Genomic DNA, 26,140 nt, shown 5'->3' on the forward strand with positions numbered 1-26,140 from the left:
CAAGTATAGCCGGGAGTACCGACTCCCCGCCAGCGTCACTGGCGGCGGGACTCGCACAGGCGTCGCAGGCGCGCCACCAGATCCGACTGGGCCGCCAGGGCGTCGCTCCAGGCACGGGCGCGGCGGGTCCAGGCGGCCCACGGTTCGGGCTGCAGGGCGTAGCGCAGCTGCTCGGCAAAGCCTTCCAGCGTCGTCTCGCCATTCCACCCCAGGTGGATATCGTGGGCGTGCGAGGGCAGGGCGCAGCGCCCCAGCCAGGCGGACAGCTTGTCGACGTGCGCAGCGTCATCCTGCGGGTAGATATGCCAGACCATGGGCCGGCCCGCCCAGTGCGCCCGGATGAAGGAATCTTCTCCCCGCACGAAATTCAGGTCGGCGCACCAGAGCAGGCGGTCGTAGTCTGGCGGCGCGACGAAAGGCGTGCGGGCAATGCGCAAGGAACCGCGCTGTCCGGCGCCCAGGTACGGGGCCACGCCCTCGGGAATCACGAGCAGGGTGGGGGTGGCGGCGTTGGCCAGTTCCCGGGCCAGGACGGACGCGGGCGCGTCGGGATAGCAGAACAGGGTGACCAGCCTTTCGCCGGGCAGGCGCGCCGGGAGGTCAAGGCGTGCCAGGAAATTCGCCTGCGCGTGGGGATCGGCTTGCAGGGCGTCGCGCTCGGCCAGCAGGCCGGCCTCGCGGAGCAAGCCGCCACTCGTTTCGGTAAAGCCTGGAAAAAAGAAGGTCTTGACGATGCCGTTGGGCTGCGGCGAGGGCAGGCCGTGACAGGTGTCGATCCAGGACTCCGCCGACAGGTATTCCAGGTTCAGCCAGATCGGCCGCTGCACCATGTCCTGCATCCGGTGGACGAAGGCGGGCGGGGGATCACAGGCAAAGGCCTCGATCACGATCTCGTGCGGCAGCACGTCGGGCGCGGGCAGGGTCCATTGCAGGATTTCCACATTGTCGATGGATTGCGCTGGCAGACGGGCCGACAGGCGGCGTTCGAGCCGGGCAAACGACGCCAGGTCATCCACCCAGAGCCGCACGGGCCAGCCTTCGGCGGTCAATTGCCGGGCCAGCCGCCAGCAGACGCCAATATCGCCGAAATTGTCGACGACCCGACAGAACACATCCACGCGCAACTTGATTCCCCCGTCCTTTGTCGGACTATCCGATGGATTGCCGGCCGCCAGGATAGCGCGTTGCCGCCGACGTGATGTCCAGCCCTGGCCCTTCCAGCGCATCCCGTGCCAGTTCGAGCCAGGCCCGCGCCGCGAACGACAGGTATTTGTTCTTGCGCCAGGCCAGGACCATATTCCACCAGATTTGCGGCGCGTCGATGGGCAGCACCACGAAGCGCGACCGATTCAGCTGCATGCCAAACAGCTCGGGGAGCAGTGCGATGCCCACGCCGGCTTCGACCATGGACGCGACAAAGTCCCACTGGCTGCTGCGCCCGGCGATCCTGGGCGTGAAGCCCGCCCGCACGCACGCTGCGTGGACGACCTCGTTCAGCACGAAGCCTTCGCCGTAGAAGATAAACGGTTCCTGGGCCAGGTCGGCTAGCCGCACGGACGTCCTGCCGGCCCAGGGCGAGTCGGCCGGAGCGATCAGCTGCAGCGGATAGCGGCAGATCGGCAAGGTGTCGAATTCGTCGTCCACCGGGAGCAACATGGCGCCAACTTCCAGCGTGCCAGCGCGCAGCTCGTCTTCGACCGTGCGCGACCCTTTTTCGAACAGCTTGAGTTCGATGCCGGGATATTTGCGATGAAAGGTGGCGATCAGCGGAGCCAGCAGGCCGTTGGACAGGGGCGGAATGCCCATGACCAGTTCGCCGTGTGTCAGCTGATCCAGGTCGGCGACCTCGGCCAGCATCTGCGCGTGCATCGCCAGCAGTTCCTGGCCGCGCTGGTAGACGACCCGGCCGGCATCGGTCAGCGAGAGGCGCCGGCCTTCCTTGACCAGCAGCGGTGCGCCCAGGCTGACTTCCATCTGCTTGATCATCTTGCTCACATTGGGCTGGGTGACGAACAGTGCTTCCGCCGCCGCCGTGTAGCTTTGACGGTTCACCACTTCCAGGAAATACCGCAGTTCACGCAGGTCCATTCATGCCGCCATGGAATGTTTTCCATTCATATTATTCATTTTGATAATGCAAGGCCAGTCTCTAGAATGACGGTATTGAGGGAAAACCCTAGCGGAAGAATAATGAACGGCACGACCAACGGCTCCATCTTCACCCGGCTTGCGCACATGATTGTCCAGGTCGCGCTGCTCATCGGCATCTGGTGGGCGTGCGACGTGGCGGTTCACCTGTTGCACCTGCCGCTGTCGGGCGGCGTGCTGGGCCTGGGTGTGGTGCTGGCGCTGTTGTTCTCTGGCATGCTGCGCGTCGACCGGGTCAAGATGGGCGCCCAGTTGCTGCTGACCGAAATGATCCTGTTCTTCATCCCGGCGGTGGTGGCGATCGTGCGCTACCAGGACCTGCTGCTGCAAAGCGGCGTCAAGCTGATGGCCCTGATCGTGATCGGCAATGCATGCGTCATGTTCCTGACCGCCTTTGCCGTCGAAGCCATCGTGCGCCGCGGTGGTCCGGGCCGGGGCCTGCCGGTCGCACCGCAGGAGCAGCCCGCATGATGCTCGCAGCCTTCTGCGTGCTGTTGACGGTTGCCCTGTACTTTGCCAACAAGCAGTTGTACCGCCGCTATCCACGCCTGCTGTTCAGCCCGGTCATCCTGACGCCGGCGCTGATCGTCCTGGCGCTGGTAGTCATCGGCATTCCGTTCGACACCTACCTGACCGATACCCATTGGCTGCTGTGGTTCCTGGGCCCCGCCACGGTGGCGTTCGCGGTGCCGATCTATCAGCATCGCACCTTGATCCGCGATCACTGGATGGCGCTGGCCGCCGGCACGGTCATTGGCGTGACGGTGGCAGTGTCCACCTCATGGGGCCTGGGCCAGGTGTTCGAACTGCCGCCCGACGTTGCGCACAGCCTGCTGCTGCGGTCGGTGTCCACGCCGTTCGCCCTCGAGATGGCGACGCAGATGGGCGGGCGCGCCGACATGACGGCCATGTTCGTCGTGTTCACCGGCCTGGCCGGCATCATTACCGGCGAATTGATTCTGGCGCTGCTGCCGCGCAAGTCCTCGTTGTCGCGGGGCGCCAGCTACGGCGCCACCGCCCATGCGCTCGGCACGGTCAAGGCGCGTGAGCATTCCGAGCAGACCGGCGTGATGGCCAGCCTGCTCATGATCTTCAGCGGACTGCTCATGGTGGCCTTGCTGCCGATTCTGTCCCGTTTGTTCGTCTAGGCCTGGAACCCCCGGCCGCGTTCGCAGGTCTGACGGTCCATGACTCGATCCTTTCCTCTCTGGCGCAGCGTAGCCGCGCTTGGCAGCCTTGTTGCGGCCGTGACTGGTTGCTCCAGTTGGGACACGTGGCAGCGCGAAAAGATTTTTGCGCCCGCCCGCACCGACGGCAGCTGGTATCGCGAACCCCTGGAAGGCACCGACCAGTTCGACCTGGCCCTGGCCAGCGGTGACAAGGTCCACGCCTGGTACTGGCAAAGCCCCGACCCCAAGGCCCCCGCCGTGCTGTATCTGCACGGCTCGCGGTGGAACCTGAACGGCAGCGCGTTCCGCATCGAACGCTGGGCCGACATGGGCTTTTCGATTCTGGCGATCGACTACCGGGGCTTTGGCAAGTCCACCGAAATCCTGCCGTCCGAATCCACCGCCTACGAAGACGCGACCGCCGCCTTGCTCGAACTGGCGCGCCGCCAGCCGGATCCGGCAAAACGGTTCGTGTATGGCCACAGCCTGGGAGGCGCCGTGGCAGTCGAACTGGCGTCGCAGGCCACGCCTGCCGCCCCGTTTGCAGGCCTGATCGTCGAATCGAGCTTTACCAGCATCGGCGAGATGGTGCAGACGACCAAGTACGGCTGGATACCAGGCTTGCCCATCCTGGTGACCCAGGACTTCAATTCAAAGAAGAAGATGTCACAGGTAAGGTCGCCCGTGCTGATCATTCATGGCACCAACGACTCGGTGATTCCGCACACCATGAGCGACCAGTTGCTGGCCGCCGCCACATCGGCGCCGCCGGAGCTGCGGCGGCTGCTCAAGGTGGACGGGGCATCGCACTCGAACGCCAGCCGCAGCGGGCTGGCCTATGTGCAGGCCGTGCAGTCTTTCGTGCGGGATGCCGCCAAGGCCTATACGGCGCCGGCTGCCATCGCCGGCAAGTAGGGTCAGACAGCGGCCCGGCCGGCGGCGCGCAGCTTGCGGCCGATCACCGGACCTGGCCGCCGACGCGCTTCAGCGCTTTTCGTACTGCTTGCTGCCGAACATGTTTTCGAACGAGGTCGCGTCCTGCGGCTTGCGCTGTTCGGCCAGCACGGCCACGCCGCGTTGCGCGGCCGGGCGGCTCTGGATCTCGTCATACCAGCGCTTCACGTTCGGGAAATCGTTCAGATCCACACCCTGGTTGGCATGCGAACGTGTCCAGGGCCAGCAGGCCATGTCGGCGATCGTATAGTTGCGGCCGGCCAGGAAGGCGTGCTGCGACAGCTGCTTGTCCATGACGCCGTACAGGCGGCGCGATTCGTTGGTGTAGCGGTTGATCGCATAGTCGATCTTCTCGGGCGAATACATCCGGAAGTGGTGCGCCTGGCCCAGCATCGGACCCAGGCCGCCCATCTGGAACATCAGCCACTGCAGCGTGTTGTAGCGTTCACGGTCGGTCTTGCCCAGGAACTTGCCGGTCTTGCCCGCCAGATAGAGCAGGATGGCGCCCGACTCGAACAAGGAGATCGGCTTGCCGTCCGGGCCCTCGGGATCGACGATGGCCGGAATCTTGTTATTCGGGCTGATCGCCAGGAACTCTTCCTTGAACTGATCCCCCGCACCGATGTTCACCGCCGTGACCGTGTACGGCAGCTTGCACTCCTCGAGCATGATGTGCACTTTGTGGCCGTTGGGCGTCGGCCAGGAATGGACCTCGATGGGTTGCTGCTGGGCCGGTTGGGCGCGGGGTGTCGTCATTCACTACTCCGTAAAGAGGCGTGCGCGGAGAGACAGCGCAGGATGTCAAAGGCCGATTATCAGGGAATCGTTTGCGGTTTGGCAGCAATAACCCCCGGGTTCACCGGGCTTTCTTGGTAACCACGTTTCCGGTATGGACGGGATCGGGGGATAATACCGGGCTCTTCGCCGTGTGCTCGTCCGTTCCCGAACCTTCTCCATGACCCGTCCCCGCTTTCTTCCCGACAACTTCACGCTCAGCCTGCTGGCGACCGTGCTCATCGCCAGTTTCCTTCCCTGTTCCGGCCAGACCGCGGTCGTGTTCGAGTGGGTGACCGACATCGCCATCGGCCTGCTGTTCTTCCTGCATGGCGCCAAGCTGTCGCGCGAAGCCATCGTGGCCGGTATCACGCACTGGCGCCTGCACATCCTGATTTTCCTGTGCACGTTTGCCATGTTCCCGGTGCTGGGCGTGGCGCTCAAGCCGCTGCTCTCGCCCATGATCACGCCCGAGCTGTACACGGGCATCCTGTTCCTGTGCGCCTTGCCGGCCACGGTGCAGTCGGCCATTGCGCTCACGTCGATCGCGCGGGGCAATATTCCGGCCGCGATCTGCAGCGCGTCGGCTTCCAGCCTCCTCGGCATTTTCCTCACGCCCCTGCTGGTCAGCGTGATCCTGACGACCAGCGGCACGCACGCCCTGTCGTTCGACGCCATTGGCAAGATCCTGCTGCAACTGCTGCTGCCGTTCGTGCTGGGCCAGATCGCACGCCGCTGGATCGGTGGCTGGGTGACCAAGCACCGCGCCATGCTCAAGTATGTGGACCAGGGCTCGATCCTCCTGGTGGTCTACACCGCCTTCAGTGAAGCCGTGGTGGGCGGTCTGTGGAACCAGGTGTCAGGCACCGTGCTGGCCGGCCTGCTGGCTGTCTGCGCCGTCATCCTGTTCATTGCCTTGCTGTTCACGACCTTCATCAGCCGGGCGCTGGGCTTCTCGAAAGAAGACGAAATCACCATCGTCTTCTGCGGATCCAAGAAGAGCCTGGCGTCGGGCATCCCGATGGCCAAGGTGCTGTTCTCGAGCGGCGCGGTGGGCGCCATCGTGCTGCCCATGATGCTGTTCCACCAGATGCAGCTGATGGTGTGCGCGGTGCTGGCGCGCCGGTACGCGTCGCGGATCGAACCGCCGGTGGAAGTCGAAGCCCCCAAGGTCAAGCCGGCCGCCTGAGCGGTCGCCGCAACAAAAAAGTCCGCACGGCCTTGGCCGGTGCGGACTTTTTTATGGACGTCTGTTCGAGCGCCGGACGATCAGTGGAAATGCGTAGGCGACGTATCCGCTTCTTCCGGCGGCTCGGCATGCACCATTTCGCCCAGCGGATTGGGGAAGTAGGGCGCGCCGCAGTCTTCACAGAATTCCAGCGGCATCAGGCCCGGCAGGCGGCGGATGTCATCCACGCCCAGTTCCTTCAGGATGCTGGCAATCTGCTCGATGGTCGGCGACTCTTCCGTGTCATCGTCCCGACCAAACACCGGCCAGGTTGCCCCGTAGATCACGTCATTGCGGTTGCGGGCGGTAAAGCCGACCCGGTATTCCTCGATATCGGTCTCGCCGCAGCCGGCAATGACCGCGCGCAGCTGCGCGGGCGGCATGTTCAGGGCCGTTTCGATCCAGCTGACGGCGGCCTGCATCGACAAAGGACGCACCCGGCGGTCGGCTTCGCGGTTGTTGACGTAATACGCGTCGGGCAACAGGCATTCGAAGCCGCAACCCGGCAGCCGGTCGGCAAAGATTGGCGTAGCCTGCGCGACCCATGCGTCCAGGCATTCGTCGCGGCCCACGTTGGTTGCGCCAGCCGCTGCGCCAGGACTGCCGATACCTTCCTGCCAGCGGAACACCGGCTTGCCACGGGGCACGGCAACCGCGCCCACCACGTAACGGGTGTCGGCCAGCAGGTTTGGCACCTCGGACGCTGCCAGGGTCGATCGCGGCACCGGCAAGTCGAGCGCGCGCGCGCCCAAACGCATCAGCCATTGCAGCGTGGTGCTGAATGACCGGGGCATCTGGTCGACGCTGTAGAGTTCGGACGCCAGCGCCAGGCGGACGTCGGTGGCCAGGATGTGGCCGTGCAGGTGCGCGCTCAGCGCGTCCAGCGATTCCTGGCGGATGCGGCCGGACGGGATGGTGAATCGTGTCCAGGCAACCACCGGGGCAACCACCAGCAGCACGTCATAGGACTCGCCGTCCTTTTCCATGAAGGTGGATTCGGACAGCGTTTCGGCCTGTTCGACCAGGATTTCGTAGCCGCCCGCATCGGTTTCCAGCAGCGCGTCGAGGGCCGCTTCGACCGCGCCATCTTGCCCGGCATGCAGCAGCTTGGCCAGCAGGGTCTCGATCTCGCGTTCCCAGTAACGGTCTTCCACACGGCTGCCGGAGCCATTGAGGGCTAACGACAGTGCGACGAGCCGTTCGGCGTCACGGGTGTAGCGGGCGTTGGTCTTGTTGCGGGGTCGGGCCATGGAGGATCTGAATCGCTTGCGGGGGATAACAACCCGCTAGTGTATCTCCCTCGCGCGTCCCGCCCCCGGCGCCTCGTCCGAATGACCGGGCTATTCCTGGATGTTGGCGGCTTTGACCACGGCTGCCCAGCGGGTCAGCTCGCTCTGCGTATAGGCGCCCAGCTCTTTCGGGCCCATGAAACGGGCTTCGGCGCCCAGCTCGGCGGCCTTCTTGCGGAACGCGTCCGTTGCCATGATCTTGCCGATCTCACCGGCCACCTTGTCGATCACGGGTTGCGGGGTGCCCGTCGGCGCGTACATCGCGAACCAGGACGACACTTCAAGATCGGGAAAGCCGGCTTCAGGGGCCGACGGCACGTCCTTCAGGCTGTCGATGCGTTTGGTGTCCGTGACTGCCAAGGCGCGCAGCTTGCCGGACTGGATATGACCCATCAGTGGGGGAGGGGTGGTGATGGTCAGGTCGACCGCGCCGCTCAGCAGGTCGGTCAGCGCCGGACCGGTGCCCTTGTACGGAACGTGGGTGATGTCTATGCCCGCCTGCATCTTGAGCAGCTCGGTGGCCACCTGCTGCAGCGACCCGTTGCCCGACGATGCGTAATTCAGCTTGTTCGGATTGGCCTTGGCGTAGCTCACCAGGTCTTTCAGGGTCTTGATCGGCAGGTTGGCGTTGACCACGATCACCTGCGGGGCTGACAGCACGTTGGCGACCGGCGCAAAGTCCTTGACCGGGTCCCAGTTCAAATTCTTGACGACGGCCGGCGTGATTACCTGGTAGCCGGAATACTGCAGCAGCATGGTGTAGCCGTCCGGCTTGGCACGCGCAACGGCCTGCGCGGCAATGCCCCCGGACGCGCCCGGGCGGTTTTCAACGACCACGGATTGGCCCAGGGCCTTGGACAGCGGTTCGGCGATCAGGCGCGCCGCCAGGTCGGTCGTGCCGCCAGCAGCAGCCGACGCGATCAGGGTGATCGGGCGTTGCGGAAAGCTGGCGTCGGCAGCCTGGGCGGCGGGGGCCAGGGCGAAAGAAACAGCAAGAGCGAGCGGGGTCAGGGTACGTAGCATGGAGAGTCTCCGATATTGTTGTGGGTCATGCATGGCGCGGCCAGGGCAGGTAGACCTGGGAAGCCGCGCCGGGTAGAAGAGGGGGCCAGGGCTCAGCGGCTTGGGTTCGGAAGGTCAGGCAGCGCCAAAGTGCTCGGCCAGCCAGGCCGGCGCCGGGTGGGTCCGCAGGCGCGGTCCGGCCGACAGCAGCTGGTTGGACAGGGGACGTTCGACCAGTAGCGGCAGGCCGGCCACCACGTCGAGCAGGGGCGTGAGTGTGACGCCCGTGTCGACGCCCATGGTTTCGAACATGTGAACCAGTTCTTCGGTGTTCACGTTGCCGCTGGCGCCCGGCGCATACGGACAGCCCCCGAGACCACCAGCTGCAGCGTCAAAGCGCATGACGCCGACCTGCCAGGCGGCCAATGCATTGGCCAGCGCCATGCCGCGGGTGTTGTGCAGATGGGCCGTGATCGCCACATTCGGCAGTGCGCGCGACACCTGGTCGCAGATCGCCGCTACCTGGGTCGGGAATGCCATGCCGGTCGTGTCGCACAGCGTGATGCCGCTGGCGCCCGCGTCGGCAAAGGTCTGCGCCAGCCGCAGCACCTCGGCGGGGTCGACGTCACCTTCGAAGGGGCAGCCAAAGGTGCACGACAAGGACACGGTGCACCCCACGCCCGCCTTGGCGGCTTCGGCCAGCATGGCCAGCAATTGCGCAGTCGACTGCTCGCGCGTCATGCGCAGGTTGGCGCGGTTGTGCGTTTCGCTGACCGACATCACCAGGTTCAGTTCGTCGGCATGGCTGGACAAGGCCCGCTCCAGCCCGCGCAGGTTCGGCACCAGGCAGGTGTAGATGGTGCCAGGACGGCGGGTAATGCGCTGCATGACGGCTTCGGCATCGGCCAGCGCCGGAATGGCCTTGGCCGACGTAAAGCTGGTGACTTCGATGCGCTTGAAGCCGCAGGCCGACAGGGCGTCGATGAAGGCAATCTTTTCGTCGGTCGGCACCTGCCGTTTTTCGATCTGCAGGCCGTCGCGCGGCGCCACTTCGTTCATTTCGATGCGGCTGGGTCCGTTGCTCATGCGATCACTCCCTTGGTGCGCAGCAGCGCGATCTGTTCGTTCGTCAGGCCTGCCTCGCGCAGGATCGGGTCGGTGTGCTCCCCCAGCGTGGGGGCGCGGTGGCGAATGGCGCCCGGGTGGGCCGACAGCCGCGGCACGATGCCGGGCATTTCGACCTCGATGCCGCTGGCTGCCGTAATCTTGGCGATCATGTCGCGCGCCCGATAGTGCGGATCTTCGGCAATATCGCGGGCGGTATAAATGCGGCCGGATGGCACCTGGGCTTCGCGCAGCGCTTCCAGGATGGTGCCGCTGTCGTGCTGCGTGGTCCAGGCTTCGATCGCGGTGTCGAGTTCCACCGAGCGCAGCGCGCGGCCGTCGTTGCGGGCCAGTGCCGGATCCTCGGCCAGGTCGGGGCGGTCCATCCTGCGCATAAGGCGGGTAAAGATGCCGTCGCCATTGGCGGCGATCAGAATGTATTCGCCATCGCCGCAGCGGTAGGCGTTGGACGGTGCAATACCGGGCAGGGCGCCGCCCGCGGGCTGTCGCACCGCGCCGAACACCGAATATTCCGGCAGCAGGCTTTCACTCAGGTTGAACAGGCCTTCGTACAGGGCCGCATCGATCACCTGGCCTTCACCGCCGCGCGCATCGCGTTCGTACAGGGCCAGCAGCAGCCCCAGCGCACCGTGCAGCCCGGCAATGGTGTCACCCAGCGACAGGCCGGCGCGCACGGGCGGGCGGCCGGGTTCACCGGTCAGGTAGCGCAGGCCGGCCATCGCTTCGCCGATTGCGGCAAAGCCGGGTTCGTCGCGTTTCGGGCCGGTCTGGCCATAGCCCGACACACGCAGCATGATCAAACGCGGGTTGATGGCATGCAGCGCCTCCCAGGACATCCCCCATTTTTCCATCGTGCCCGGGCGAAAGTTCTCGATCACGATGTCGGCGCTGGCGGCCAGCGTGCGCACCAGGTCCTGGCCGTCTTCCTGGCGCAGGTCGATGCACACGGACTGCTTGCTGCGGGATTGCGCTTCCCACCATACCGACGTGCCCTCATGCAGCAGACGCCATTTGCGCAGCGGATCGCCCTGGCCGGGTGGTTCGATCTTGATGACCTGCGCGCCGAAATCGGCAAGGGTCTTGGCGGCAAAGGGTCCGGCAATCAGTTGGCCGAGTTCGATGATCTTGATGCCATCGAGGATTTGGCGGGTCATGGCGTCTTCCGTTATCAGGCAGGCCGGCAGGCGTGCCGGTGGACGCGGCCAGATGGCCAGGCGTCGTGCCGTTGTCGTTTGTTGTTCTGCTTCTTTCCAGAGCCTGCAGTGTGCCTGAGCGCCGGTTGCGGGCGGAAGCGCCGATTCGGCAAACGGGCTTTCTCCATTCGCGAAGACGGGGACTTACCCGGCCTGCAGCCTCTTGCCTGCACGCACTAGTGGTTTGCGCCAATCCCGGCTAGGCTGTCGGCTGAACCGCAGGCGACGGGCGCGCGCCGGCCTGCCGCCCCGCCTGTTGGAGAATCCCCATGATGTCCGCTTTCCTGACCGCCCGATCTGCCTTGGCCCTGGCCCTGGCTGTGGGCGGCGCCCTGCTGGTGGCGAGTGCCGCCGTCTCGGCCGCCGACGCGCCGGTCGCGACCCCGGCCGTTACCCCGGCTGGAACCCCGCCCGTCACCCCGCCCGTCACCCCGGCCGTTACCCCGCCCGCCCTGTCGGCGGCAGACCGGTTCGCGGTCTTTACGTCTGCCAGCGCCGCTGCGGCCATCGCCAGAACCACCGCATCCGGCAGGGTGGGGATCTATGCAGCGGCTCCGACCCGCGACCGTATCGTCAAGTCGAGGGCGATGGGCGACTACCGGATCCGTGTTGCGGTGCCTCTTGCGCCACCGCCTGCAGAGGGCTATCCCGTCGTCTACGTCCTGGACGGCGACGACTATTTCGAGCCCGGCGTTGCCCTGGCCAGCCACCTCATCCGCACGTCCAACGGGTCGATGACGCCTGGGATCATCGTCGGGGTGGGCTACCCCGGCGATTCGCGCCGGTCCTACGACTACCTGCCGGCGTCCGCTGTCTCGCCCGACATTGAACGCCGGCCCGACGGCCGCCCGATGATCGACGATGTCTACGGCGGCGCCGATGGCTTCCTGGACTTCCTCGACAAGGAACTCAAGCCGCTGATGCAGGCCAGCTACCGGATCGATCCGCAGCGTCAGGCGCTGTACGGGCATTCGTATGGCGGGCTGCTGGCGGTGCATGCGCTGTTTACGCGCCCCGAGATGTTCCAGACCTACCTGCTGTCCAGCCCGTCACTTGGCTGGAACGGGCGCTACGTGTTGTCCGAAGAACCCGGCTTCAACGCCAAGGTGAAGGCAGGGACGCATCGTATTGCCGCGGTGGTGACGGTGGGGGAGTACGAACAGGCGCTGTCGCCCGAGCAACTGCGCGCGCCCGATGCCGCCGAGCGCGCCGCTCGTGCATCCCGCCGCCGGTCGGTCGACAGCGACCGGGATCTGTCGGCACGGCTCGATGCCCTGGCGCCCGATCGCTTGCGCAGCCGGTTCCGCATGTTCCCTGGCGAGGTCCACGGCAGCGTGGCGTTGCCGGCTTTTGCCTACGGCCTTCCCACGGCGTTCGCCGCGCAGCATTGATGGCTGGCTCCATATAGCGTGGAGCAACACCGTCACCGCCGGTACGCCTTATCGCGGCTCGATCCGCTCCGCTTCGGGCACATCGATCACCAGCGGCGACTGGGCAACGGCCACGCACGGCAGCAGGTAGCCTTCCTCTTTCTCGGTGGAACTCAGACCTGGCCATTCCACGCGATAGCGGATCGACCCGTCGACCAGCACGCTGATGCACGCGCGGCAGGTGCCGTTGCGGCAGGAGGTCGGCAAACGGATCCCCGAACGGCGCGCCGCCTCGAACAGGGACTCGTTGGGCGTGGCGTCAAACGTCCAGTCCATCGGCTCGATGCGCACCACGAAGGTGTCGCCAGCCAAGGGGGCGTCAGTTGGGGGCTGGGCCATCGGTCGCGGGGGCGGCTGGCACGTCAGCAGCCTTGGGTTCGATTGCCTTGGACTCCGCTGCCTTTGACTCTGCCGCCTTGAACTCCGCGGCCTTGGCCTCGGCCGCCGCCGGTTCCACCGGCTTGAGGTCCACCGGCCTGGATTCAGCCGGCTTGCTTTCTGTCGACTTCAATTCAACCGACTTCGGATCAGCCGCTTTCTGCGCCGCAGACTTGGCAGCCGCCGATTTTTGCGCGGCAGCCGCCGCCTCGGCCGCCTGCGCCGCCGCGCGGCCCTGCATGGGCGCCAGATATTGTTCCAGCAAGCCAAAGAAGCCGTTGTAGAAGCGGGGCGCGGCGATCGTCTCGCTGCCGACCTTCACCATGGAATCGTCGCTGGTGCCGAACGGCATCGACACCGACCCCAGCACGCTCACGCCCAGGCTGGCCGCACTCGCCGTCTTCTTGAGCGTATAGCGGTCCTGGACGGCGTTGACAAACACGGTCGACGACGCCCCGTCGGCGCTGTCGGGTGCGCAAACAATGTGGAACTCGATTTCGACATGCGCTTCGGCCGTCTGCTGAAAGCTCTTGCGGCCATCGATGACGTCCGGCGACGCCTTGGTGATGACGTAGCCTTGGCTCAACAAGGTTCGCCGCGCCGACTCGCACGCGATGCCGGCAGGGGCCGCATAGGACCGCGAGTAGGTCGACGACTCATCGAAATCCTCATGGTCGTACATCGACGTCTTGCGGCTGGCGCAGCCCGCCAGCGCGCTGCCAAGCAGCACGACCGAAACCAGAGCAAGTAAGGGGGACGTCCCACGCATGAATACGGCTTCCTGAAAAACACGGCGGCGCGCCATCCATCGTGCCGGGTGATCCCGGCGGGCAAAGGCGCCGCACTTGCCGCGAGTGTATCGGACTTGTCTGGAGAAATGATGGAAGACACGATGCAAACGTTGCCTGAGGTAAGCCCACGTCGCAGCGCCAGTCAGGACGCTTCCAGGTGCCCCAGCAGCAGTCGCGCCGACACCGTCAATGCATCCGGATCCCGCACCCCCAGCAACAGGCTGCGATGCGCCCAGGCGTCTTCCAGAGGCACCAGCTTGAGACGCATCGACCGCACATGCGGTTCCACCGCCAGCCTTGGCAGAATGCCCACCCCCATGCCGGCCGCCACCATGCGGCACACCGCATCGAAACTGCGCACCTGGATGCGCAGGCGCAGGGGCTTTTCAATCCGGCTGCTTTCCTCCAGCAGGCGGTTGGCCAGCGAGGTCGCCTCGGGCAGGCTGACGAAATCGCTGTCCAACGTTTCCACGAATCGGACCGATGCCTTGCGCGCCAGGGCGTGGCCACGCGGCACGATCAGCACCAGTTCGTCATCCCGATAGGGCAGGGTGACCAGCCCCTGCGCCTGTGTGCGGTCCGCAAAGATGCCGATGTCGGCGCGATTTTCGAGGACCGCTGCGACGATGCTGCTGCTGTTCTGCTCTTCCAGTTCGATGCGGATGGCCGGATGGGCCACCATGAACGACGACAGGTCATCGGGCAGAAACTGTGTGATCGACGACGTATTGGCCCAGATCCGCACCGTGCCGCGCGCGCCCGACGAATAGTCCGACATCATTCCGGCCATCTGTTCCACATCCTTCAGGATGCGCAGCGCATGCGTCAGGCAGGCCTGCCCCGGCTCGGTCAGCTCGATACCCGAGGCGCGCCGGTACAGCAGCGGCGCGTTGACCGCGGCCTCGAGATCGGCAATCCGCCGGCTGGCCGCGCCCACCGCCAGGTGCACCTGACGCGCACCGGCCGAGATGCTGCCATGCCGGGCGACCGCCACGAACAAGGCCAGCGTGACGAGATCGAAGCGCGAAACGTTCATACGGATTCCTGAAAACGACGCCGCCGCCCGGTCCGGTACACAGAGTGCACCGAAGCGGGCGGCGGCTGACACGGCCTGGCCGGCTCAGTGCCCGGCCAGCTGCGTATCCTTACGCAGCCATGAGCTGGCGCAACACAAACGGCAGAATGCCGCCGTGATTGTAGTAGTCGACTTCGATCGGCGTATCGATCCGCAAGAGCAGCGGCACGTCACGCGTGCGGCCGTCGGCCCAACGCACGGTCAGCGTCACATCCATCTGCGGGCGGATGCCGTTTTCCAGGCCGGAGATGTCATACGTCTCTTCGCCGGTAATGCCTAGCGACTGCACCGAGTCCTCACCCTTGAACTGCAGCGGCAGCACGCCCATGCCCACCAGGTTGCTGCGGTGGATACGTTCGAAGCTGCGCACGATCACAGCCTTGACGCCCAGCAGTTGCGTGCCCTTGGCCGCCCAGTCGCGCGACGATCCGGTGCCGTACTCTTCACCGCCGAAGATCACCGTCTGGGTGCCTTCCGAGATGTACTTCATGGCGGCGTCGTAGATCGACATTTCTTCGCCACCGGGCTGGAAGCGGGTAATGCCGCCTTCGACCCGGCTGCCATCTGCATTGGGCGGAATCATCAGGTTCTTGATCCGCACGTTCGCAAAGGTGCCGCGCATCATCACTTCATGGTTGCCACGGCGCGCGCCGTAGCTGTTGAAGTCGGGCTTGAGCACGCCATTGGCGATCAGGTACTTGCCGGCTGGCGAGGTGTCCTTGATCGACCCGGCAGGTGAAATGTGGTCGGTCGTGATCGAATCGCCGAACACCCCCAGCGCGCGCGCGTTCTTCACGGCAGGCATCGGGGCGGGTTCCATCTCGAAGTTGTCGAAGAAGGGCGGCTCGGCAATGTAGGTCGAATCCGGCCATTCGTAGACGTCGCCTTCGCCGCCCTTGATCTTCTCCCAGAGCTTGCCCGGGTTCTCCTTGACCTGCGCATAGTTGGCGCGGAACACGGCCGGGTCCATGGCGTACTTCATGACTTCGTTGATCTCGTCCGACGTCGGCCAGATATCGCCCAGCCACACGTCGCCGTCCTTGCCCTTGCCCACGGGCTCTGTCATCAGGTCGCGCTTCATGGTGCCAGCCAGTGCATAGGCCAGCACCAGGGGTGGCGAGGCCAGGAAGTTGGCCTTGATGTTCGGATGGATACGCGCTTCGAAGTTCCGGTTGCCCGACAGCACGGCCGCGCACACCAGGTTGTTCAGGTAGATCAGTTCGTTGAATTCCGGGGCGATGTCACCGGCATTGCCGATGCAGGTCGTGCAGCCATACGCCGCCACGCTAAAGCCCAGCTTTTCCAGATAGGGCAGCAGGCCCGCGCGTTCCAGGTACTCGGTCACGACGCGCGATCCCGGCGCCAGCGACGTCTTGATGTGCTTGCGCACCTTCATGCCGCGTTCCACCGCCTTCTTGGCCAGCAGGCCCGCCGCCAGCATCACGCTGGGGTTGGACGTATTGGTGCACGACGTGATGGCGGCGATCAGGATGTCGCCGTTCTGCAGTTCGACGCCGTTGTCGGCCTTGAAGACCTGGTCGAGCTTGTCGGCAGGTTGCGAAAAGCCGTTTTCGGCCGCCGACTTGCTGAACAGGTCGGCAAAGGTGTTCTTGACGTTGCCGAGCTCGATACGGTCTTGCGGGCGCTTCGGGCCGGCCAGCGACGGGGTCACGGTGGACAGGTCCAGCGTGATCAGCTTGGTGAAATCGATGTCGGCAGCCGCGGGCACGCCATACATGTTCTGCGCGCGAAAGTAGGCTTCCAGTGCTTCGACTTCGTCCTTGGTGCGGCCCGTGCCCTTGAAGAATTCGATGGTGCGGTCATCGACCGGGAAGAAGCCCATCGTTGCGCCGTATTCGGGCGCCATGTTGCCGATGGTGGCGCGGTCGGTCACGCTCAGGCTGGTGGTGCCTTCGCCACAGAACTCGACGAACTTGCCCACCACTTTTTCCTTGCGGAGCAGTTCCGTAATGGTCAGCACCAGGTCGGTCGCGGTCACGCCTTCACGCAGCTGGCCCTTCAGTTCCACACCCACGACGTCCGGCGTCAGGATGTACACCGGCTGGCCCAGCATGCCAGCCTCGGCCTCGATACCACCCACGCCCCAGCCCACGACGCCAATGCCGTTGATCATGGTGGTGTGGCTGTCGGTGCCGACCAGCGAATCGGGGTAGTACACCTTGTCGCGCTTGAACACGCCGCGCGCCAGGTATTCCAGGTTGACCTGGTGGACGATGCCAAAGCCCGGAGGCACGACGCCAAAGGTATCGAAAGCCTGCATGCCCCACTTCAGGAACTTGTAGCGCTCCTGGTTGCGGGTGAACTCGATCTTCATGTTTAGGTCCAGCGCCTTGGGCTTGCCGTACTCATCGATCATGACCGAGTGGTCGACCACGAGGTCGACCGGCACCAGCGGTTCGATCGACTTGGCGTTCTTGCCTTGCTTGGCGGCCACGGTGCGCATGGCGGCCAGGTCGGCCAGCAGCGGCACGCCGGTAAAGTCCTGCAGCACGACGCGGGCCACCACGAACGGGATTTCATCTTCACGCGGGGCGTTCGGCTTCCATGCAGCCAGTTCACGGATATGGTCTTCCGTGACTTTCTTGCCATCACAGTTGCGCAGCACGGCTTCAAGCACGATCCGGATCGACACCGGCAGGCGTTCGACGGCAACGCCAAGCGCCTCACCAAGCGCGGGCAGCGAATAGAACTGACCGGTTTTCTTGCCGATCTTGAAGTCTTTGAGCGTATCGAATGTGTTGTGCGGCATGAATGCCTCCATGGAAAGACAGAACCCCAGTTGAATGAAAACCTGTTGCTTGCGTCTATTGGAACATGGCCCGTGCGCGGAATTCGCTGCGGGCGTGATTACGCGCGGTGATCGACATACTCGATCACCGGTGTTTCTTCCGGTTGCGCGACGTGGATGAGCGGCGCGGACATCGCGCTGCGGTGGTTTGATCGGCGCGTTGGCGCGCCGGGTAATGCTGTTCGCATGTCTTGCTCCTGCCAGGCCCGAAGGCGTGGCGCGGCGCGCGCCGGTTCAGCGCGCGCCGGGACTCAGGAAAAGAACCGTTGCGTCGCCGCGGGCGACAGGCTCGCCCCGGTGGCGTGGGCGCGCCGCAGCACGTCCCAGTAATAGCGATAGCTGGCGCGATCGTGCAGCCGGCGCTTGCCGGATCCATCGTCGTCGCGGATCGGACCCCAGTCCGCGTCCTGCGCGGCCATCAGGATGCGTTCGGCATTCCGGATGTCATCGGCGCTGGGCGACAGCGCCGCTACGATGGGCTGGATCTGCGCAGGGTGGATGCTCCACATCCGCGTGTACGCGAACTCGCGGCTCGCCCGGGTCGCGGCGCGCGACAGCACGTCGGGCGAATCGAGTTCCGTCACGACATTATGCGATGGCACTTTGCCATACGCATGACAGGCCGCGCTGATTTCCAGCTTGGCCCGCGCGATCAGCGGATGGTCGAACTGGCCTTCCGCGGTCAATGCATCGGCCGGAATCGCGCCGCGATGCGACGACACGAAATCCATCAGCCCGAACGAAATGCATTCGATGCGTGGATGCGCGGCGATGCGGAACACCTCGCGCAGCGCGCCATGCGTTTCGATCAGCACATGCACCGACAGCGGCCGCGTCAGGCCCGCTTCGTTCGAAATGCGTTCGATGGCCTCGACGGCGTTGGCGGCGTCGTGGGCGGAATTGAGTTTGGGTACCGTGATGTAGGCCAGCTTGTGGCCCGCGATCCCGATCAAGGTCTCGAGATCGTTGATGAATGCCTTGTGATGCACGTCGTGCACGCGGGCGCCGACACGACCGTGCCGGTTCGCGTCGCTGGCGGCAAGCCGGGCAGCCATCTCGGCATGCTCGGCTTCCCGTCCGACGGCAGCCCCATCCTCACAGTCGAGGGTGACATCGAAGACCGGTCCCGCCTCGGCTTGCAGCGCGAGGCTTTTGGTCATCAGTTTTTCGGAGCCTGCATAGTGATCGCAGACCGGCAGCACGACAGGCTGCCGACCGGATTCATGCAGCACCTGTGAGGGATGCGTCATGGGGCTGTTGTCCTGATTACGCTGAAACGAAAGTCGCCGGATCAGCCAAGCAGATGCTTGACGCCGTCACGCTCTTCCATCAGTTCCTTCAGCGTGAACTCGATGCGTTCGCGCGAGAAGGCGTCGATTTCCAGGTCTTTGACGACCGAGTATTCGCCGTTCTTGGTGATGACCGGCACGCCGAAGATCACGCCTTCGGGCACGCCATACGAGCCGTCCGACGGAACACCCATCGTGACCCACTTGCCGTTGCTGCCGAGGACCCAGTCACGCACGTGGTCGATCGCTGCGTTGGCCGCCGACGCTGCCGACGACAGGCCGCGCGCGTCGATGATCGCCGCGCCGCGCTTGCCGACGGTCGGGATGAAGGTGTCGCGGTTCCATGCGTCGTCGTTCAGCACCGACAGGGCAGGCTTGCCGGCCAGGGTGGCGAAACGGTAGTCGGGGTACATCGTGGGCGAGTGGTTGCCCCAGACGATCAGCTTTTCGATGTCGCCGACAGCCACGTTGGTACGGGCAGCCAGTTGCGACAGGGCGCGGTTGTGGTCCAGGCGCAGCATGGCGGTGAAGTTGCGCGCAGGCAGGTCCGGCGCCGACTTCATGGCGATGTAGGCGTTGGTGTTCGCGGGGTTGCCCACGACCAGCACCTTGACGTTGCGGCTGGCGACGGCGTTCAGTGCCTTGCCTTGCGCCGTGAAGATCTGTGCGTTCACGGTCAGCAGGTCCTTGCGTTCCATTCCCGGACCGCGCGGGCGGGCGCCGACCAGCAGTGCGACGTCGGCGTCCTTGAACGCGGTCATCGGGTCGCTGTGCGCCGTCACGCCTTCCAGCAGCGGGAACGCGCAGTCTTCCAGTTCCATGATGACGCCCTTCAGCGCCTTCTGTGCTTTTTCGTCAGGGATCTCGAGCAATTGCAGGATAACGGGCTGGTCCTTGCCGAGCATTTCGCCGGAAGCGATGCGGAACAGGAGGGCGTAGCCGATTTGTCCGGCGGCGCCGGTCACGGCAACGCGCATTGCGGGCTTAGTCATGGTTGTCTCCGAAGCGGAAGATAAGTGGGAATGACGCGACGCGAAGTGTAACTCCGCATCGGGGGTGCTGGGATGCCCGGGTCGATACCAACGGTAGCAAACGAGGTGCCGGCCGGGTGTGTACCGAGGGAAGAGCATCGATCATCGGGCATGGCCCCCGAGTTTACGGACTCGAAAGTTCGCCAGCAATAAAATATCTTATGTTTTATATAAGACATAAGATGTAAATCCGTATTCCGGTTGGACACTCCACCCGGCGCCATGACACAATTCGTCCCATGTCGATAACCCCTGCCACGCCTGCTTCGCGTCCGGCCTCCGAGCCAGCGACCGCGGCGCCGCCAGCCGCGCCCGCCGCGGCGTCTGCCGCTGGGCCGTCGGCCCCCGGCGCGGCGTTCAGCCCGCTCTACCGGCAGATCAAGGGACTCATCGTACAAAGTCTCGACCGGGGCGAATGGAAGCCCGGCGAAGCCATCCCCAGCGAGCTCGATCTCGCCTCCCGCTTCAAGGTCAGCCAGGGCACGGTGCGCAAGGCCATCGACGAACTGGCGGCCGAGAATCTGCTGCTGCGCAGGCAGGGCAAGGGCACCTTCGTCGCCACCCACCACGAAGACCGGGTGCGCTTCCGCTTTTTGCGGATGACGCCCGACGACGGTGAACCGGTCCAGTCCGACAGCCGCTTCCTCGAATGCCGCCGCATGCGCGCGCCGTCCGAAGTCGCGCGCACGCTCGACCTGCGCGGCGGCGACAGCGTGGTACAGATCCGGCGGGTGCTGTCCTTCGACAGCGTGCCGGCCGTCATCGAAGAAATCTTTTTGCCGGGCGCGCAGTTTCGCGGGCTGACCGCTGAACGCCTGGCTGAGTACACGGGTCCGATGTATGGCCTGTTCGAAACCGAATTCGGCGTGCGCATGATCCGCGCCGATGAAAAAATCCGCGCGGTGGCTGCCGCGGACAGCGACGCCGCCCTCTTGAAAGTCGCGGCCGGCGCGCCGCTGCTGCAGATCGAGCGCGTGTCGTTCACCTACGAAGACCGGCCTGTCGAAATGCGTCGCGGGCTGTATTTGACTACGCACTACCACTACAGAAACAGCCTCAGTTGAACCCCTTATCGACCTGATTTGATAGGACCCCCCGGAAAGTGGGAAAATAGCGTGTTTCTCGGATTTCGCCGGGTAGAACGTCGCTGGGTCTGTTCTAAGGCCGAACGTTTGTTCGAACACTGAACGGGCACTGCTCGCACAGGCACGGTCGGGAGAAAGAGAAGGAGCAAGAAAAGCGTACAAAAGAATATCCGCGGGGTCGGGCGGATCAGGCCAGTGATGGCTTGCCGATTGCCCCGCGTCTAAGACAGGTTTCTTTCCATGGTTTGGTTACTTTCCCCGAGGTCGTGATGTCCGACTCTGCAGCAAAACCCCGCCCGCAGTTCCGCAATCTAACGTTCGGCCAGCTTGCCAGCTACCGTCTGCCCCTGGCAGGCAAGCTGTCCATCCTGCACCGTATTACGGGCTTTCTCCTGTTCCTGGCGCTGCCGCTGATCCTGCTGCCGTTCTTCGAACGCAGCCTGATCTCCGAAATCGGTTTTGCCGACTTTGCCGAGTTCGCCACCAACCCGATCGTCAAGGTCGTGTTGCTGATCCTGATCTGGGCCTACCTGCATCACTTCTGTGCCGGCATCCGGTACCTGCTGCTCGACGTGCATATCGGCCTCGAAAAGGCATCCGCCGCGCGTAGCGCCGCCATCGTTTTCGCCGTCAGCCTGGTGCTGACGGCTGTGTTCGGTCTCAAATTGTTCGGAGTGTTCTGATGGCTGCCTCGGAAAATATCGGTCGCAAACGCCTTGTCGTCGGCGCGCACTATGGCATCAAGGAATGGATCATCCAGCGCGTGACTGCGGTGGTGATGGTCATTTACACCCTGGTGCTGGGTGTCGGCACGCTGATGATGCCGGCATTCACCTACGAAAACTGGGTGCACCTGTTCAATTTTGAAGTCTTGCATTTCCCGCTGGGCAAAGTGCTCGCCATGCTGACCTTCCTGTCGCTGTTCTACCATGTCTGGATTGGCATGCGGGACATCTGGATGGACTATGTGCGTCACGCCGGCCTGCGTCTGACCTTGCAGGCATTTACCGTACTGTGGCTGGTCGGCTCTGCCGTCTACGCAGCACAAATTCTCTGGAGAATCTGAGTCGTGGTCGCTGTCAATTCAACTCTTCCGCGCCGCCAGTTCGATGTGGTGGTCGTCGGAGCCGGTGGGTCCGGCATGCGTTGCTCCCTGCAACTGGCGCAGGCTGGCCTTAGCGTGGCCGTGTTCTCCAAAGTGTTCCCGACCCGTTCGCATACGGTAGCGGCCCAGGGCGGTATCGGCGCTTCGCTCGGCAACATGAGCGAAGACAACTGGTTCTGGCACATGTTCGACACCGTCAAGGGCTCCGACTGGCTCGGCGACCAGGACGCGATCGAATTCATGTGCCGCGAAGCCCCGAATGCCGTGTATGAGCTCGAGCACTTCGGCATGCCGTTCGACCGCAACGCCGATGGCACGATCTATCAGCGTCCGTTCGGCGGCCACACCGCCAACTTCGGCGAAAAGCCGGTGCAGCGGGCCTGTGCCGCTGCCGACCGTACCGGCCATGCGCTGCTGCACACCCTGTATCAGCGCAACGTGGCCGCACGCACGCAGTTCTTCGTCGAATGGATGGCGCTGGACCTGATCCGTGATTCCGAAGGCGACGTGGTGGGCATCACCGCGCTCGAAATGGAAACGGGCGAGATCTACATCTTCGAAGCCAAGACGACCGTGTTCGCCACGGGCGGCGCCGGCCGTATCTGGGCCGCGTCCACCAACGCCTTCATCAACACCGGTGACGGCCTGGGCATGGCGGCACGTGCCGGCCTGCCACTCGAAGACATGGAATTCTGGCAGTTCCACCCGACCGGCGTGGCCGGCGCGGGCGTGCTGATCACCGAAGGCGTGCGAGGCGAGGGCGGCATCCTGCTGAACAAGGACGGCGAGCGTTTCATGGAACGCTATGCGCCTACCCTGAAAGACCTGGCGCCGCGTGACTTCGTGTCGCGTTCGATGGACCAGGAAATCAAGGAAGGCCGCGGTGCCGGTCCGGACGGCAGCTATGTGCTGCTCAAGCTCGACCACCTGGGCGCCGATGTGATCCACAAGCGCCTGCCGTCGATCGCCGAAATCGCGCTCAAGTTCGCGAACGTCGACCCGACCAAGGAACCGATTCCCGTGGTCCCCACCATCCACTACCAGATGGGCGGTATCCCGACGAACGTGTTCGGCCAGGTCGTGGTGCCGAAGGACGGCAACCCGAACACCATCGTCAACGGCCTGTACGCGATCGGCGAATGCGCCTGCGTGTCGGTGCACGGCGCCAACCGCCTGGGCACGAACTCGCTGCTGGACCTGGTCGTGTTCGGCCGCGCCTCGGGCAACCACATCGTGTCGCAGAACCTCAAGAGCCGCAGCCACAAGCCGCTGCCGGCCGACGGCACCGACGCGACGCTGTCGCGTGTGGCGGCGATCGAAGGCCGCCAGACTGGCGAGCGCGTGCAGCACGTGGCCAACGACATCCGCAACTCGATGCAGCATCACTGCGGCGTGTTCCGTACCCAGGAACTGCTCGACGAAGGCGTCGTGCAGATCAACGAACTTGCCGAACGCGCCAAGTCGGTGGCCCTGAAAGACCGCTCGAAGGTGTTCAACACCGCACGTGTCGAAGCGCTGGAACTGGACAACCTGATCGAAGTGGCCAAGGCGACCATCGTGTCGGCGGCCGCGCGCAACGAAAGCCGTGGCGCTCATGCGCACCGCGACTTCCCGGAACGCAACGACCAGGATTGGCTGCGCCACTCGCTGTTCTATTCGGAAGGCAATCGCCTGGACTACAAGCCGGTGAACCTGAAGCCGATGACGGTGGAAAGCTTCCCGCCCAAGGCCCGGACGTTCTAAAGCGACGAAGGCGGCCGGTCCGCCTTCACCAGACAGTATCACCCCCGGCGGCCGGCTCTACAGCCGGCGCCGGTCTGCAGCAAGCAGGAGCATCACATGAGTGCCAAGCAAATCGTCAAGTTTGAAATCTACCGGTACGATCCGGACAAGGACGAGCGTCCTTACATGGAAAAGCTCCAGGTCGAACTCGAGCCGACCGACAAAATGTTGCTGGATGCGCTGGTGCGCATCAAGAACGACGGCGATGACAGCCTGTCGTTCCGCCGTTCGTGCCGCGAAGGCGTGTGCGGTTCGGACGCCATGAACATCAACGGCAAGAACGGTCTTGCCTGCACGACCAACCTGCGCGAACTGAAGCAGCCTATCGTTCTGAAGCCGCTGCCTGGTCTGCCTGTCATCCGCGACCTGATCGTCGACATGACGCACTTCTTCAACCAGTACCACTCGGTCAAGCCTTATCTCATCAACACGTCGCCGGCGCCTGAAAAGGAACGCCTGCAATCACCCGAGGCGCGTGAAGAGCTGGACGGTCTGTACGAGTGCATTCTGTGTGCGTGCTGCTCGACCTCGTGCCCGTCGTTCTGGTGGAACCCCGACAAGTTCGTGGGCCCGGCAGGTCTGCTGCAGGCCTACCGCTTCCTGGCCGACACGCGCGACGAAGCGACCGGGGAACGTTTGGACAATCTGGAAGATCCCTATCGTCTGTTCCGCTGCCATACCATCATGAACTGCGTTGACGTCTGTCCCAAGGGCCTGAACCCGACCCGGGCAATCGGCAAGATCAAGGACCTGTTGGTTCGGCGCGCGGTGTAACGACGTGGCCATTCAACTGTCTCCGCACGACAGGGCAAGGCTGCGCTGGCGGGCCCGGCGCGGCCTGCTGGAAAATGATTTGATTCTTACCCGGTTCCTCGATGCCCACGAAGAGACGCTGACCGACGTCGACGTCGCGCTGCTGACCGAGTTGCTCGAGGCAACCGATAATGAGTTGATGGACTACCTCCTGGGCCGAAAAGAGCCCGAAGGCGATCTGGCCACACCGGCCATGCTGGACTTGATCAAGCGGTTGCGCGAGGTCTGAGCCGCAGCTTTCCGAACAATTGAACACTGACAAAGACGAGGAACTACCGATGAAACTATCCGATAAAAAAGCGACCCTGACCTTCTCCGATGGGAGCCAGGGCGCCGAATTTCCGGTTTATCAAGGTACGGTGGGTCCGGACGTCGTCGACATTCGCAAGTTGTATGCACAAACCGGGATGTTTACGTTTGATCCCGGTTTCATGTCGACCGCCTCGTGCTCGTCCAGCATTACGTATATCGACGGCGACAAGGGCGAGCTGCTGTATCGCGGCTACCCGATCGAACAATTGGCCGTCAAGTGCGACTTCCTGGAAGTCTGCCACCTGATCATGAAGGGCGAGCTGCCCGACGAAAAGCAGAAGGCCGACTTCGATCACCTCGTGACCCATCACACCATGGTGAACGAGCAATTGCAGACCTTCCTGAAAGGCTTTCGCCGCGACGCCCATCCGATGGCGGTGCTGACGGGTCTGGTGGGCGCGCTGTCGGCCTTCTATCACGACTCGCTCGACATCACCAAGAAAGAACACCGCGACATCTCGTCGATCCGTCTGATCGCCAAGATGCCGACGCTGATCGCCATGGCCTACAAGTATTCCGTCGGCCAGCCTTTCATCTATCCGCAGAACAACCTGTCCTACACGGCGAACTTCCTGCGCATGATGTTCGGTAATCCCTGCGAAGACTACGTGGTGAATGAAGTCGTCGAGCGCGCGCTCGACCGCATCTTCATCCTGCATGCAGAACACGAGCAGAACGCATCGACCTCGACCGTCCGCCTGTGCGGTTCGTCGGGCACCAACCCGTTCGCCGCGATCGCGGCCGGCGTGGCGTGCCTGTGGGGCCCTGCGCACGGTGGCGCCAACGAAGCCGCGCTGCAGATGCTGGAAGAACTGCTGGCGCAGGGCGGCGTGGACAAGCTGCCGGAATTCGTCGCCAAGGTCAAAGACAAGTCGTCGGGCGTCAAGCTGATGGGCTTTGGTCACCGCGTCTACAAGAACTACGATCCACGCGCCAAGCTCATGCAAGAGACCTGCCGAGAAGTGCTCGAAGCGCTGGGTCTGCAGGATGATCCGCTGTTCAAGCTGGCCATGGCGCTGGAAAAGGTTGCCCTGGAAGACGAATACTTCGTGTCGCGCAAGTTGTACCCGAACGTCGACTTCTACTCGGGTATCGTCCAGCGCGCCATCGGCATCCCGACCTCGCTGTTCACCGCGATCTTCGCGCTGGCCCGCACCGTCGGATGGGTGGCCCAGTGGAACGAAATGATCTCGGACCCCGATTACAAGATCGGCCGTCCTCGCCAGTTGTACACCGGTGAAACGGCTCGTGACGTAGCCGATTTGAACGTGCGGTAAGTTTGGTGTAAGTTGAAAGGGTTGCTTCGGCAACCCTTTTTTTCTATCGAGAGTGGTGTTTTTTGATGCGTATGCAGGTGC

25 protein-coding genes are annotated in these 26,140 nt (G+C 64.1%); 12 read left to right on the forward strand and 13 right to left on the reverse strand.

The genetic code is table 11. The features are described from left to right. Positions 1 to 35: 35 nt before the first annotated feature. On the reverse strand, positions 36 to 1,124 hold the full coding sequence (earP, locus tag IE116_RS01680) for an elongation factor P maturation arginine rhamnosyltransferase EarP (protein WP_189609219.1): 1,089 nt from the start codon (positions 1,122 to 1,124) through the stop codon (positions 36 to 38). 25 nt (positions 1,125 to 1,149) lie between these two features. Then, on the reverse strand, positions 1,150 to 2,088 hold the full coding sequence (locus tag IE116_RS01685) for a LysR family transcriptional regulator (protein ID WP_189609220.1): 939 nt from the start codon (positions 2,086 to 2,088) through the stop codon (positions 1,150 to 1,152). Between the two features lie 102 nt (positions 2,089 to 2,190). On the opposite strand from IE116_RS01685, the gene IE116_RS01690 reads away from it, so the two are divergent. Genes IE116_RS01690 through IE116_RS01700 form a run of 3 tightly spaced genes read left to right on the forward strand, consistent with a single transcriptional unit; the run spans position 2,191 to position 4,232 of the window. Further along, positions 2,191 to 2,619 (forward strand): CidA/LrgA family protein, encoded by a 429-nt coding sequence (locus IE116_RS01690; protein ID WP_189609221.1) that lies wholly within the window; start codon positions 2,191 to 2,193, stop codon positions 2,617 to 2,619. Next, a complete protein-coding gene (locus IE116_RS01695) occupies positions 2,616 to 3,296 on the forward strand; it encodes an LrgB family protein (RefSeq protein ID WP_229827951.1) in 681 nt (226 codons plus the stop codon). Before IE116_RS01690 ends, IE116_RS01695 begins: the two co-directional genes overlap by 4 nt. Positions 3,297 to 3,335: 39 nt before the next feature. Further along, positions 3,336 to 4,232: an alpha/beta hydrolase gene (locus tag IE116_RS01700; protein WP_189609224.1), complete on the forward strand. Its 897-nt coding sequence runs from the start codon at positions 3,336 to 3,338 to the stop codon at positions 4,230 to 4,232. Between the two features lie 69 nt (positions 4,233 to 4,301). Here IE116_RS01700 and IE116_RS01705 read toward each other — a convergent pair whose 3' ends face one another. Continuing rightward, the gene (locus tag IE116_RS01705; protein WP_189609226.1) at positions 4,302 to 5,027 is read right to left on the reverse strand and encodes a glutathione binding-like protein; all 726 of its coding nucleotides are present in this window, start codon (positions 5,025 to 5,027) and stop codon (positions 4,302 to 4,304) included. 199 nt (positions 5,028 to 5,226) lie between these two features. Between IE116_RS01705 and IE116_RS01710 the strand changes: the two genes are divergently transcribed. Beyond that, positions 5,227 to 6,234, forward strand: a complete 1,008-nt coding sequence (locus IE116_RS01710; RefSeq protein ID WP_189609228.1) for a bile acid:sodium symporter family protein — start codon at positions 5,227 to 5,229, stop codon at positions 6,232 to 6,234. An 80-nt stretch (positions 6,235 to 6,314) separates the two neighbouring features. Here the strand turns inward: IE116_RS01710 and IE116_RS01715 are convergent, their stop codons facing one another. The 4 genes from IE116_RS01715 to IE116_RS01730 all read right to left on the reverse strand — a co-directional run bounded on the left by IE116_RS01715 (position 6,315) and on the right by IE116_RS01730 (position 10,843). Next, a complete protein-coding gene (locus tag IE116_RS01715) occupies positions 6,315 to 7,523 on the reverse strand; it encodes a DUF2863 family protein (RefSeq protein ID WP_189609229.1) in 1,209 nt (402 codons plus the stop codon). 90 nt (positions 7,524 to 7,613) lie between these two features. Beyond that, positions 7,614 to 8,585, reverse strand: coding sequence for a Bug family tripartite tricarboxylate transporter substrate binding protein (locus tag IE116_RS01720; protein ID WP_229827952.1), 972 nt, complete (start codon positions 8,583 to 8,585; stop codon positions 7,614 to 7,616). 114 nt (positions 8,586 to 8,699) lie between these two features. After that, entirely contained in the window at positions 8,700 to 9,650 is a 951-nt protein-coding gene (locus IE116_RS01725; RefSeq protein WP_189609231.1) for a hydroxymethylglutaryl-CoA lyase, read from the reverse strand. Beyond that, on the reverse strand, positions 9,647 to 10,843 hold the full coding sequence (locus IE116_RS01730; protein WP_189609232.1) for a CaiB/BaiF CoA transferase family protein: 1,197 nt from the start codon (positions 10,841 to 10,843) through the stop codon (positions 9,647 to 9,649). Before IE116_RS01730 ends, IE116_RS01725 begins: the two co-directional genes overlap by 4 nt. 308 nt (positions 10,844 to 11,151) lie before the next feature. On the opposite strand from IE116_RS01730, the gene IE116_RS01735 reads away from it, so the two are divergent. Beyond that, entirely contained in the window at positions 11,152 to 12,273 is a 1,122-nt protein-coding gene (locus IE116_RS01735; RefSeq protein ID WP_189609233.1) for an alpha/beta hydrolase, read from the forward strand. Positions 12,274 to 12,321: 48 nt separating this feature from the next. Here IE116_RS01735 and IE116_RS01740 read toward each other — a convergent pair whose 3' ends face one another. From IE116_RS01740 to IE116_RS01765, 6 genes are all read right to left on the reverse strand, one after another. Beyond that, positions 12,322 to 12,651 (reverse strand): 2Fe-2S iron-sulfur cluster-binding protein, encoded by a 330-nt coding sequence (locus IE116_RS01740; protein WP_189609234.1) that lies wholly within the window; start codon positions 12,649 to 12,651, stop codon positions 12,322 to 12,324. Next, positions 12,632 to 13,459: a DUF2242 domain-containing protein gene (locus IE116_RS01745; RefSeq protein ID WP_189609236.1), complete on the reverse strand. Its 828-nt coding sequence runs from the start codon at positions 13,457 to 13,459 to the stop codon at positions 12,632 to 12,634. Before IE116_RS01745 ends, IE116_RS01740 begins: the two co-directional genes overlap by 20 nt. A gap of 164 nt (positions 13,460 to 13,623) precedes the next feature. Next, positions 13,624 to 14,517: a LysR substrate-binding domain-containing protein gene (locus IE116_RS01750; protein ID WP_189609238.1), complete on the reverse strand. Its 894-nt coding sequence runs from the start codon at positions 14,515 to 14,517 to the stop codon at positions 13,624 to 13,626. Positions 14,518 to 14,626: 109 nt separating this feature from the next. Beyond that, positions 14,627 to 17,326, reverse strand: coding sequence for an aconitate hydratase AcnA (gene acnA / locus IE116_RS01755; protein WP_189609240.1), 2,700 nt, complete (start codon positions 17,324 to 17,326; stop codon positions 14,627 to 14,629). 290 nt (positions 17,327 to 17,616) lie between these two features. Continuing rightward, the gene (locus IE116_RS01760) at positions 17,617 to 18,615 is read right to left on the reverse strand and encodes an HpcH/HpaI aldolase/citrate lyase family protein (protein ID WP_189609242.1); all 999 of its coding nucleotides are present in this window, start codon (positions 18,613 to 18,615) and stop codon (positions 17,617 to 17,619) included. A 41-nt stretch (positions 18,616 to 18,656) separates the two neighbouring features. Further along, positions 18,657 to 19,646 (reverse strand): malate dehydrogenase, encoded by a 990-nt coding sequence (locus tag IE116_RS01765; RefSeq protein ID WP_179588105.1) that lies wholly within the window; start codon positions 19,644 to 19,646, stop codon positions 18,657 to 18,659. Between the two features lie 278 nt (positions 19,647 to 19,924). Here IE116_RS01765 and IE116_RS01770 point away from each other — a divergent pair, with 278 nt between their 5' ends. From IE116_RS01770 to IE116_RS01800, 7 genes are all read left to right on the forward strand, one after another. Then, the gene (locus IE116_RS01770; RefSeq protein WP_189609244.1) at positions 19,925 to 20,749 is read left to right on the forward strand and encodes a GntR family transcriptional regulator; all 825 of its coding nucleotides are present in this window, start codon (positions 19,925 to 19,927) and stop codon (positions 20,747 to 20,749) included. Between the two features lie 290 nt (positions 20,750 to 21,039). After that, positions 21,040 to 21,453: a succinate dehydrogenase, cytochrome b556 subunit gene (gene sdhC, locus IE116_RS01775; RefSeq protein WP_189614386.1), complete on the forward strand. Its 414-nt coding sequence runs from the start codon at positions 21,040 to 21,042 to the stop codon at positions 21,451 to 21,453. After that, positions 21,453 to 21,836 carry a succinate dehydrogenase, hydrophobic membrane anchor protein gene (gene sdhD / locus IE116_RS01780; RefSeq protein WP_189609246.1) on the forward strand — a complete coding sequence of 128 codons (384 nt, stop codon included), beginning with the start codon at positions 21,453 to 21,455 and terminating at the stop codon, positions 21,834 to 21,836. Before sdhC ends, sdhD begins: the two co-directional genes overlap by 1 nt. Before the next feature lie 3 nt (positions 21,837 to 21,839). Then, positions 21,840 to 23,618, forward strand: coding sequence for a succinate dehydrogenase flavoprotein subunit (sdhA, locus tag IE116_RS01785; protein WP_189609249.1), 1,779 nt, complete (start codon positions 21,840 to 21,842; stop codon positions 23,616 to 23,618). Positions 23,619 to 23,714: 96 nt separating this feature from the next. Continuing rightward, the gene (locus tag IE116_RS01790) at positions 23,715 to 24,431 is read left to right on the forward strand and encodes a succinate dehydrogenase iron-sulfur subunit (RefSeq protein WP_189609250.1); all 717 of its coding nucleotides are present in this window, start codon (positions 23,715 to 23,717) and stop codon (positions 24,429 to 24,431) included. 4 nt (positions 24,432 to 24,435) lie between these two features. Then, complete coding sequence (locus IE116_RS01795) at positions 24,436 to 24,699, forward strand: FAD assembly factor SdhE (RefSeq protein WP_179588100.1); 264 nt, start codon at positions 24,436 to 24,438, stop codon at positions 24,697 to 24,699. A gap of 49 nt (positions 24,700 to 24,748) precedes the next feature. Further along, the gene (locus IE116_RS01800) at positions 24,749 to 26,059 is read left to right on the forward strand and encodes a citrate synthase (protein WP_189609253.1); all 1,311 of its coding nucleotides are present in this window, start codon (positions 24,749 to 24,751) and stop codon (positions 26,057 to 26,059) included. Positions 26,060 to 26,140: the final 81 nt, after the last annotated feature.

It is taken from the genome of Pigmentiphaga litoralis (assembly GCF_014651835.1).
In the GTDB taxonomy this organism is placed as follows: Bacteria; Pseudomonadota; Gammaproteobacteria; order Burkholderiales; family Burkholderiaceae_B; genus Pigmentiphaga; species Pigmentiphaga litoralis.

Bases quoted from the DNA above. Each gene is read 5' to 3' on its own strand.
- IE116_RS01685 (WP_189609220.1), bottom strand. From the start codon at position 2,088: ATGGACCTGCGTGAACTGCGGTATTTCCTGGAAGTGGTGAACCGTCAA.
- IE116_RS01690 (WP_189609221.1), top strand. From the start codon at position 2,191: ATGAACGGCACGACCAACGGCTCCATCTTCACCCGGCTTGCGCACATG.
- IE116_RS01695 (WP_229827951.1), top strand. From the start codon at position 2,616: ATGATGCTCGCAGCCTTCTGCGTGCTGTTGACGGTTGCCCTGTACTTT.
- IE116_RS01700 (WP_189609224.1), top strand. From the start codon at position 3,336: ATGACTCGATCCTTTCCTCTCTGGCGCAGCGTAGCCGCGCTTGGCAGC.
- IE116_RS01705 (WP_189609226.1), bottom strand. From the start codon at position 5,027: ATGACGACACCCCGCGCCCAACCGGCCCAGCAGCAACCCATCGAGGTC.
- IE116_RS01710 (WP_189609228.1), top strand. From the start codon at position 5,227: ATGACCCGTCCCCGCTTTCTTCCCGACAACTTCACGCTCAGCCTGCTG.
- IE116_RS01715 (WP_189609229.1), bottom strand. From the start codon at position 7,523: ATGGCCCGACCCCGCAACAAGACCAACGCCCGCTACACCCGTGACGCC.
- IE116_RS01720 (WP_229827952.1), bottom strand. From the start codon at position 8,585: ATGCTACGTACCCTGACCCCGCTCGCTCTTGCTGTTTCTTTCGCCCTG.
- IE116_RS01725 (WP_189609231.1), bottom strand. From the start codon at position 9,650: ATGAGCAACGGACCCAGCCGCATCGAAATGAACGAAGTGGCGCCGCGC.
- IE116_RS01730 (WP_189609232.1), bottom strand. From the start codon at position 10,843: ATGACCCGCCAAATCCTCGATGGCATCAAGATCATCGAACTCGGCCAA.
- IE116_RS01735 (WP_189609233.1), top strand. From the start codon at position 11,152: ATGATGTCCGCTTTCCTGACCGCCCGATCTGCCTTGGCCCTGGCCCTG.
- IE116_RS01740 (WP_189609234.1), bottom strand. From the start codon at position 12,651: ATGGCCCAGCCCCCAACTGACGCCCCCTTGGCTGGCGACACCTTCGTG.
- IE116_RS01745 (WP_189609236.1), bottom strand. From the start codon at position 13,459: ATGCGTGGGACGTCCCCCTTACTTGCTCTGGTTTCGGTCGTGCTGCTT.
- IE116_RS01750 (WP_189609238.1), bottom strand. From the start codon at position 14,517: ATGAACGTTTCGCGCTTCGATCTCGTCACGCTGGCCTTGTTCGTGGCG.
- acnA (WP_189609240.1), bottom strand. From the start codon at position 17,326: ATGCCGCACAACACATTCGATACGCTCAAAGACTTCAAGATCGGCAAG.
- IE116_RS01760 (WP_189609242.1), bottom strand. From the start codon at position 18,615: ATGACGCATCCCTCACAGGTGCTGCATGAATCCGGTCGGCAGCCTGTC.
- IE116_RS01765 (WP_179588105.1), bottom strand. From the start codon at position 19,646: ATGACTAAGCCCGCAATGCGCGTTGCCGTGACCGGCGCCGCCGGACAA.
- IE116_RS01770 (WP_189609244.1), top strand. From the start codon at position 19,925: ATGTCGATAACCCCTGCCACGCCTGCTTCGCGTCCGGCCTCCGAGCCA.
- sdhC (WP_189614386.1), top strand. From the start codon at position 21,040: ATGTCCGACTCTGCAGCAAAACCCCGCCCGCAGTTCCGCAATCTAACG.
- sdhD (WP_189609246.1), top strand. From the start codon at position 21,453: ATGGCTGCCTCGGAAAATATCGGTCGCAAACGCCTTGTCGTCGGCGCG.
- IE116_RS01790 (WP_189609250.1), top strand. From the start codon at position 23,715: ATGAGTGCCAAGCAAATCGTCAAGTTTGAAATCTACCGGTACGATCCG.
- IE116_RS01800 (WP_189609253.1), top strand. From the start codon at position 24,749: ATGAAACTATCCGATAAAAAAGCGACCCTGACCTTCTCCGATGGGAGC.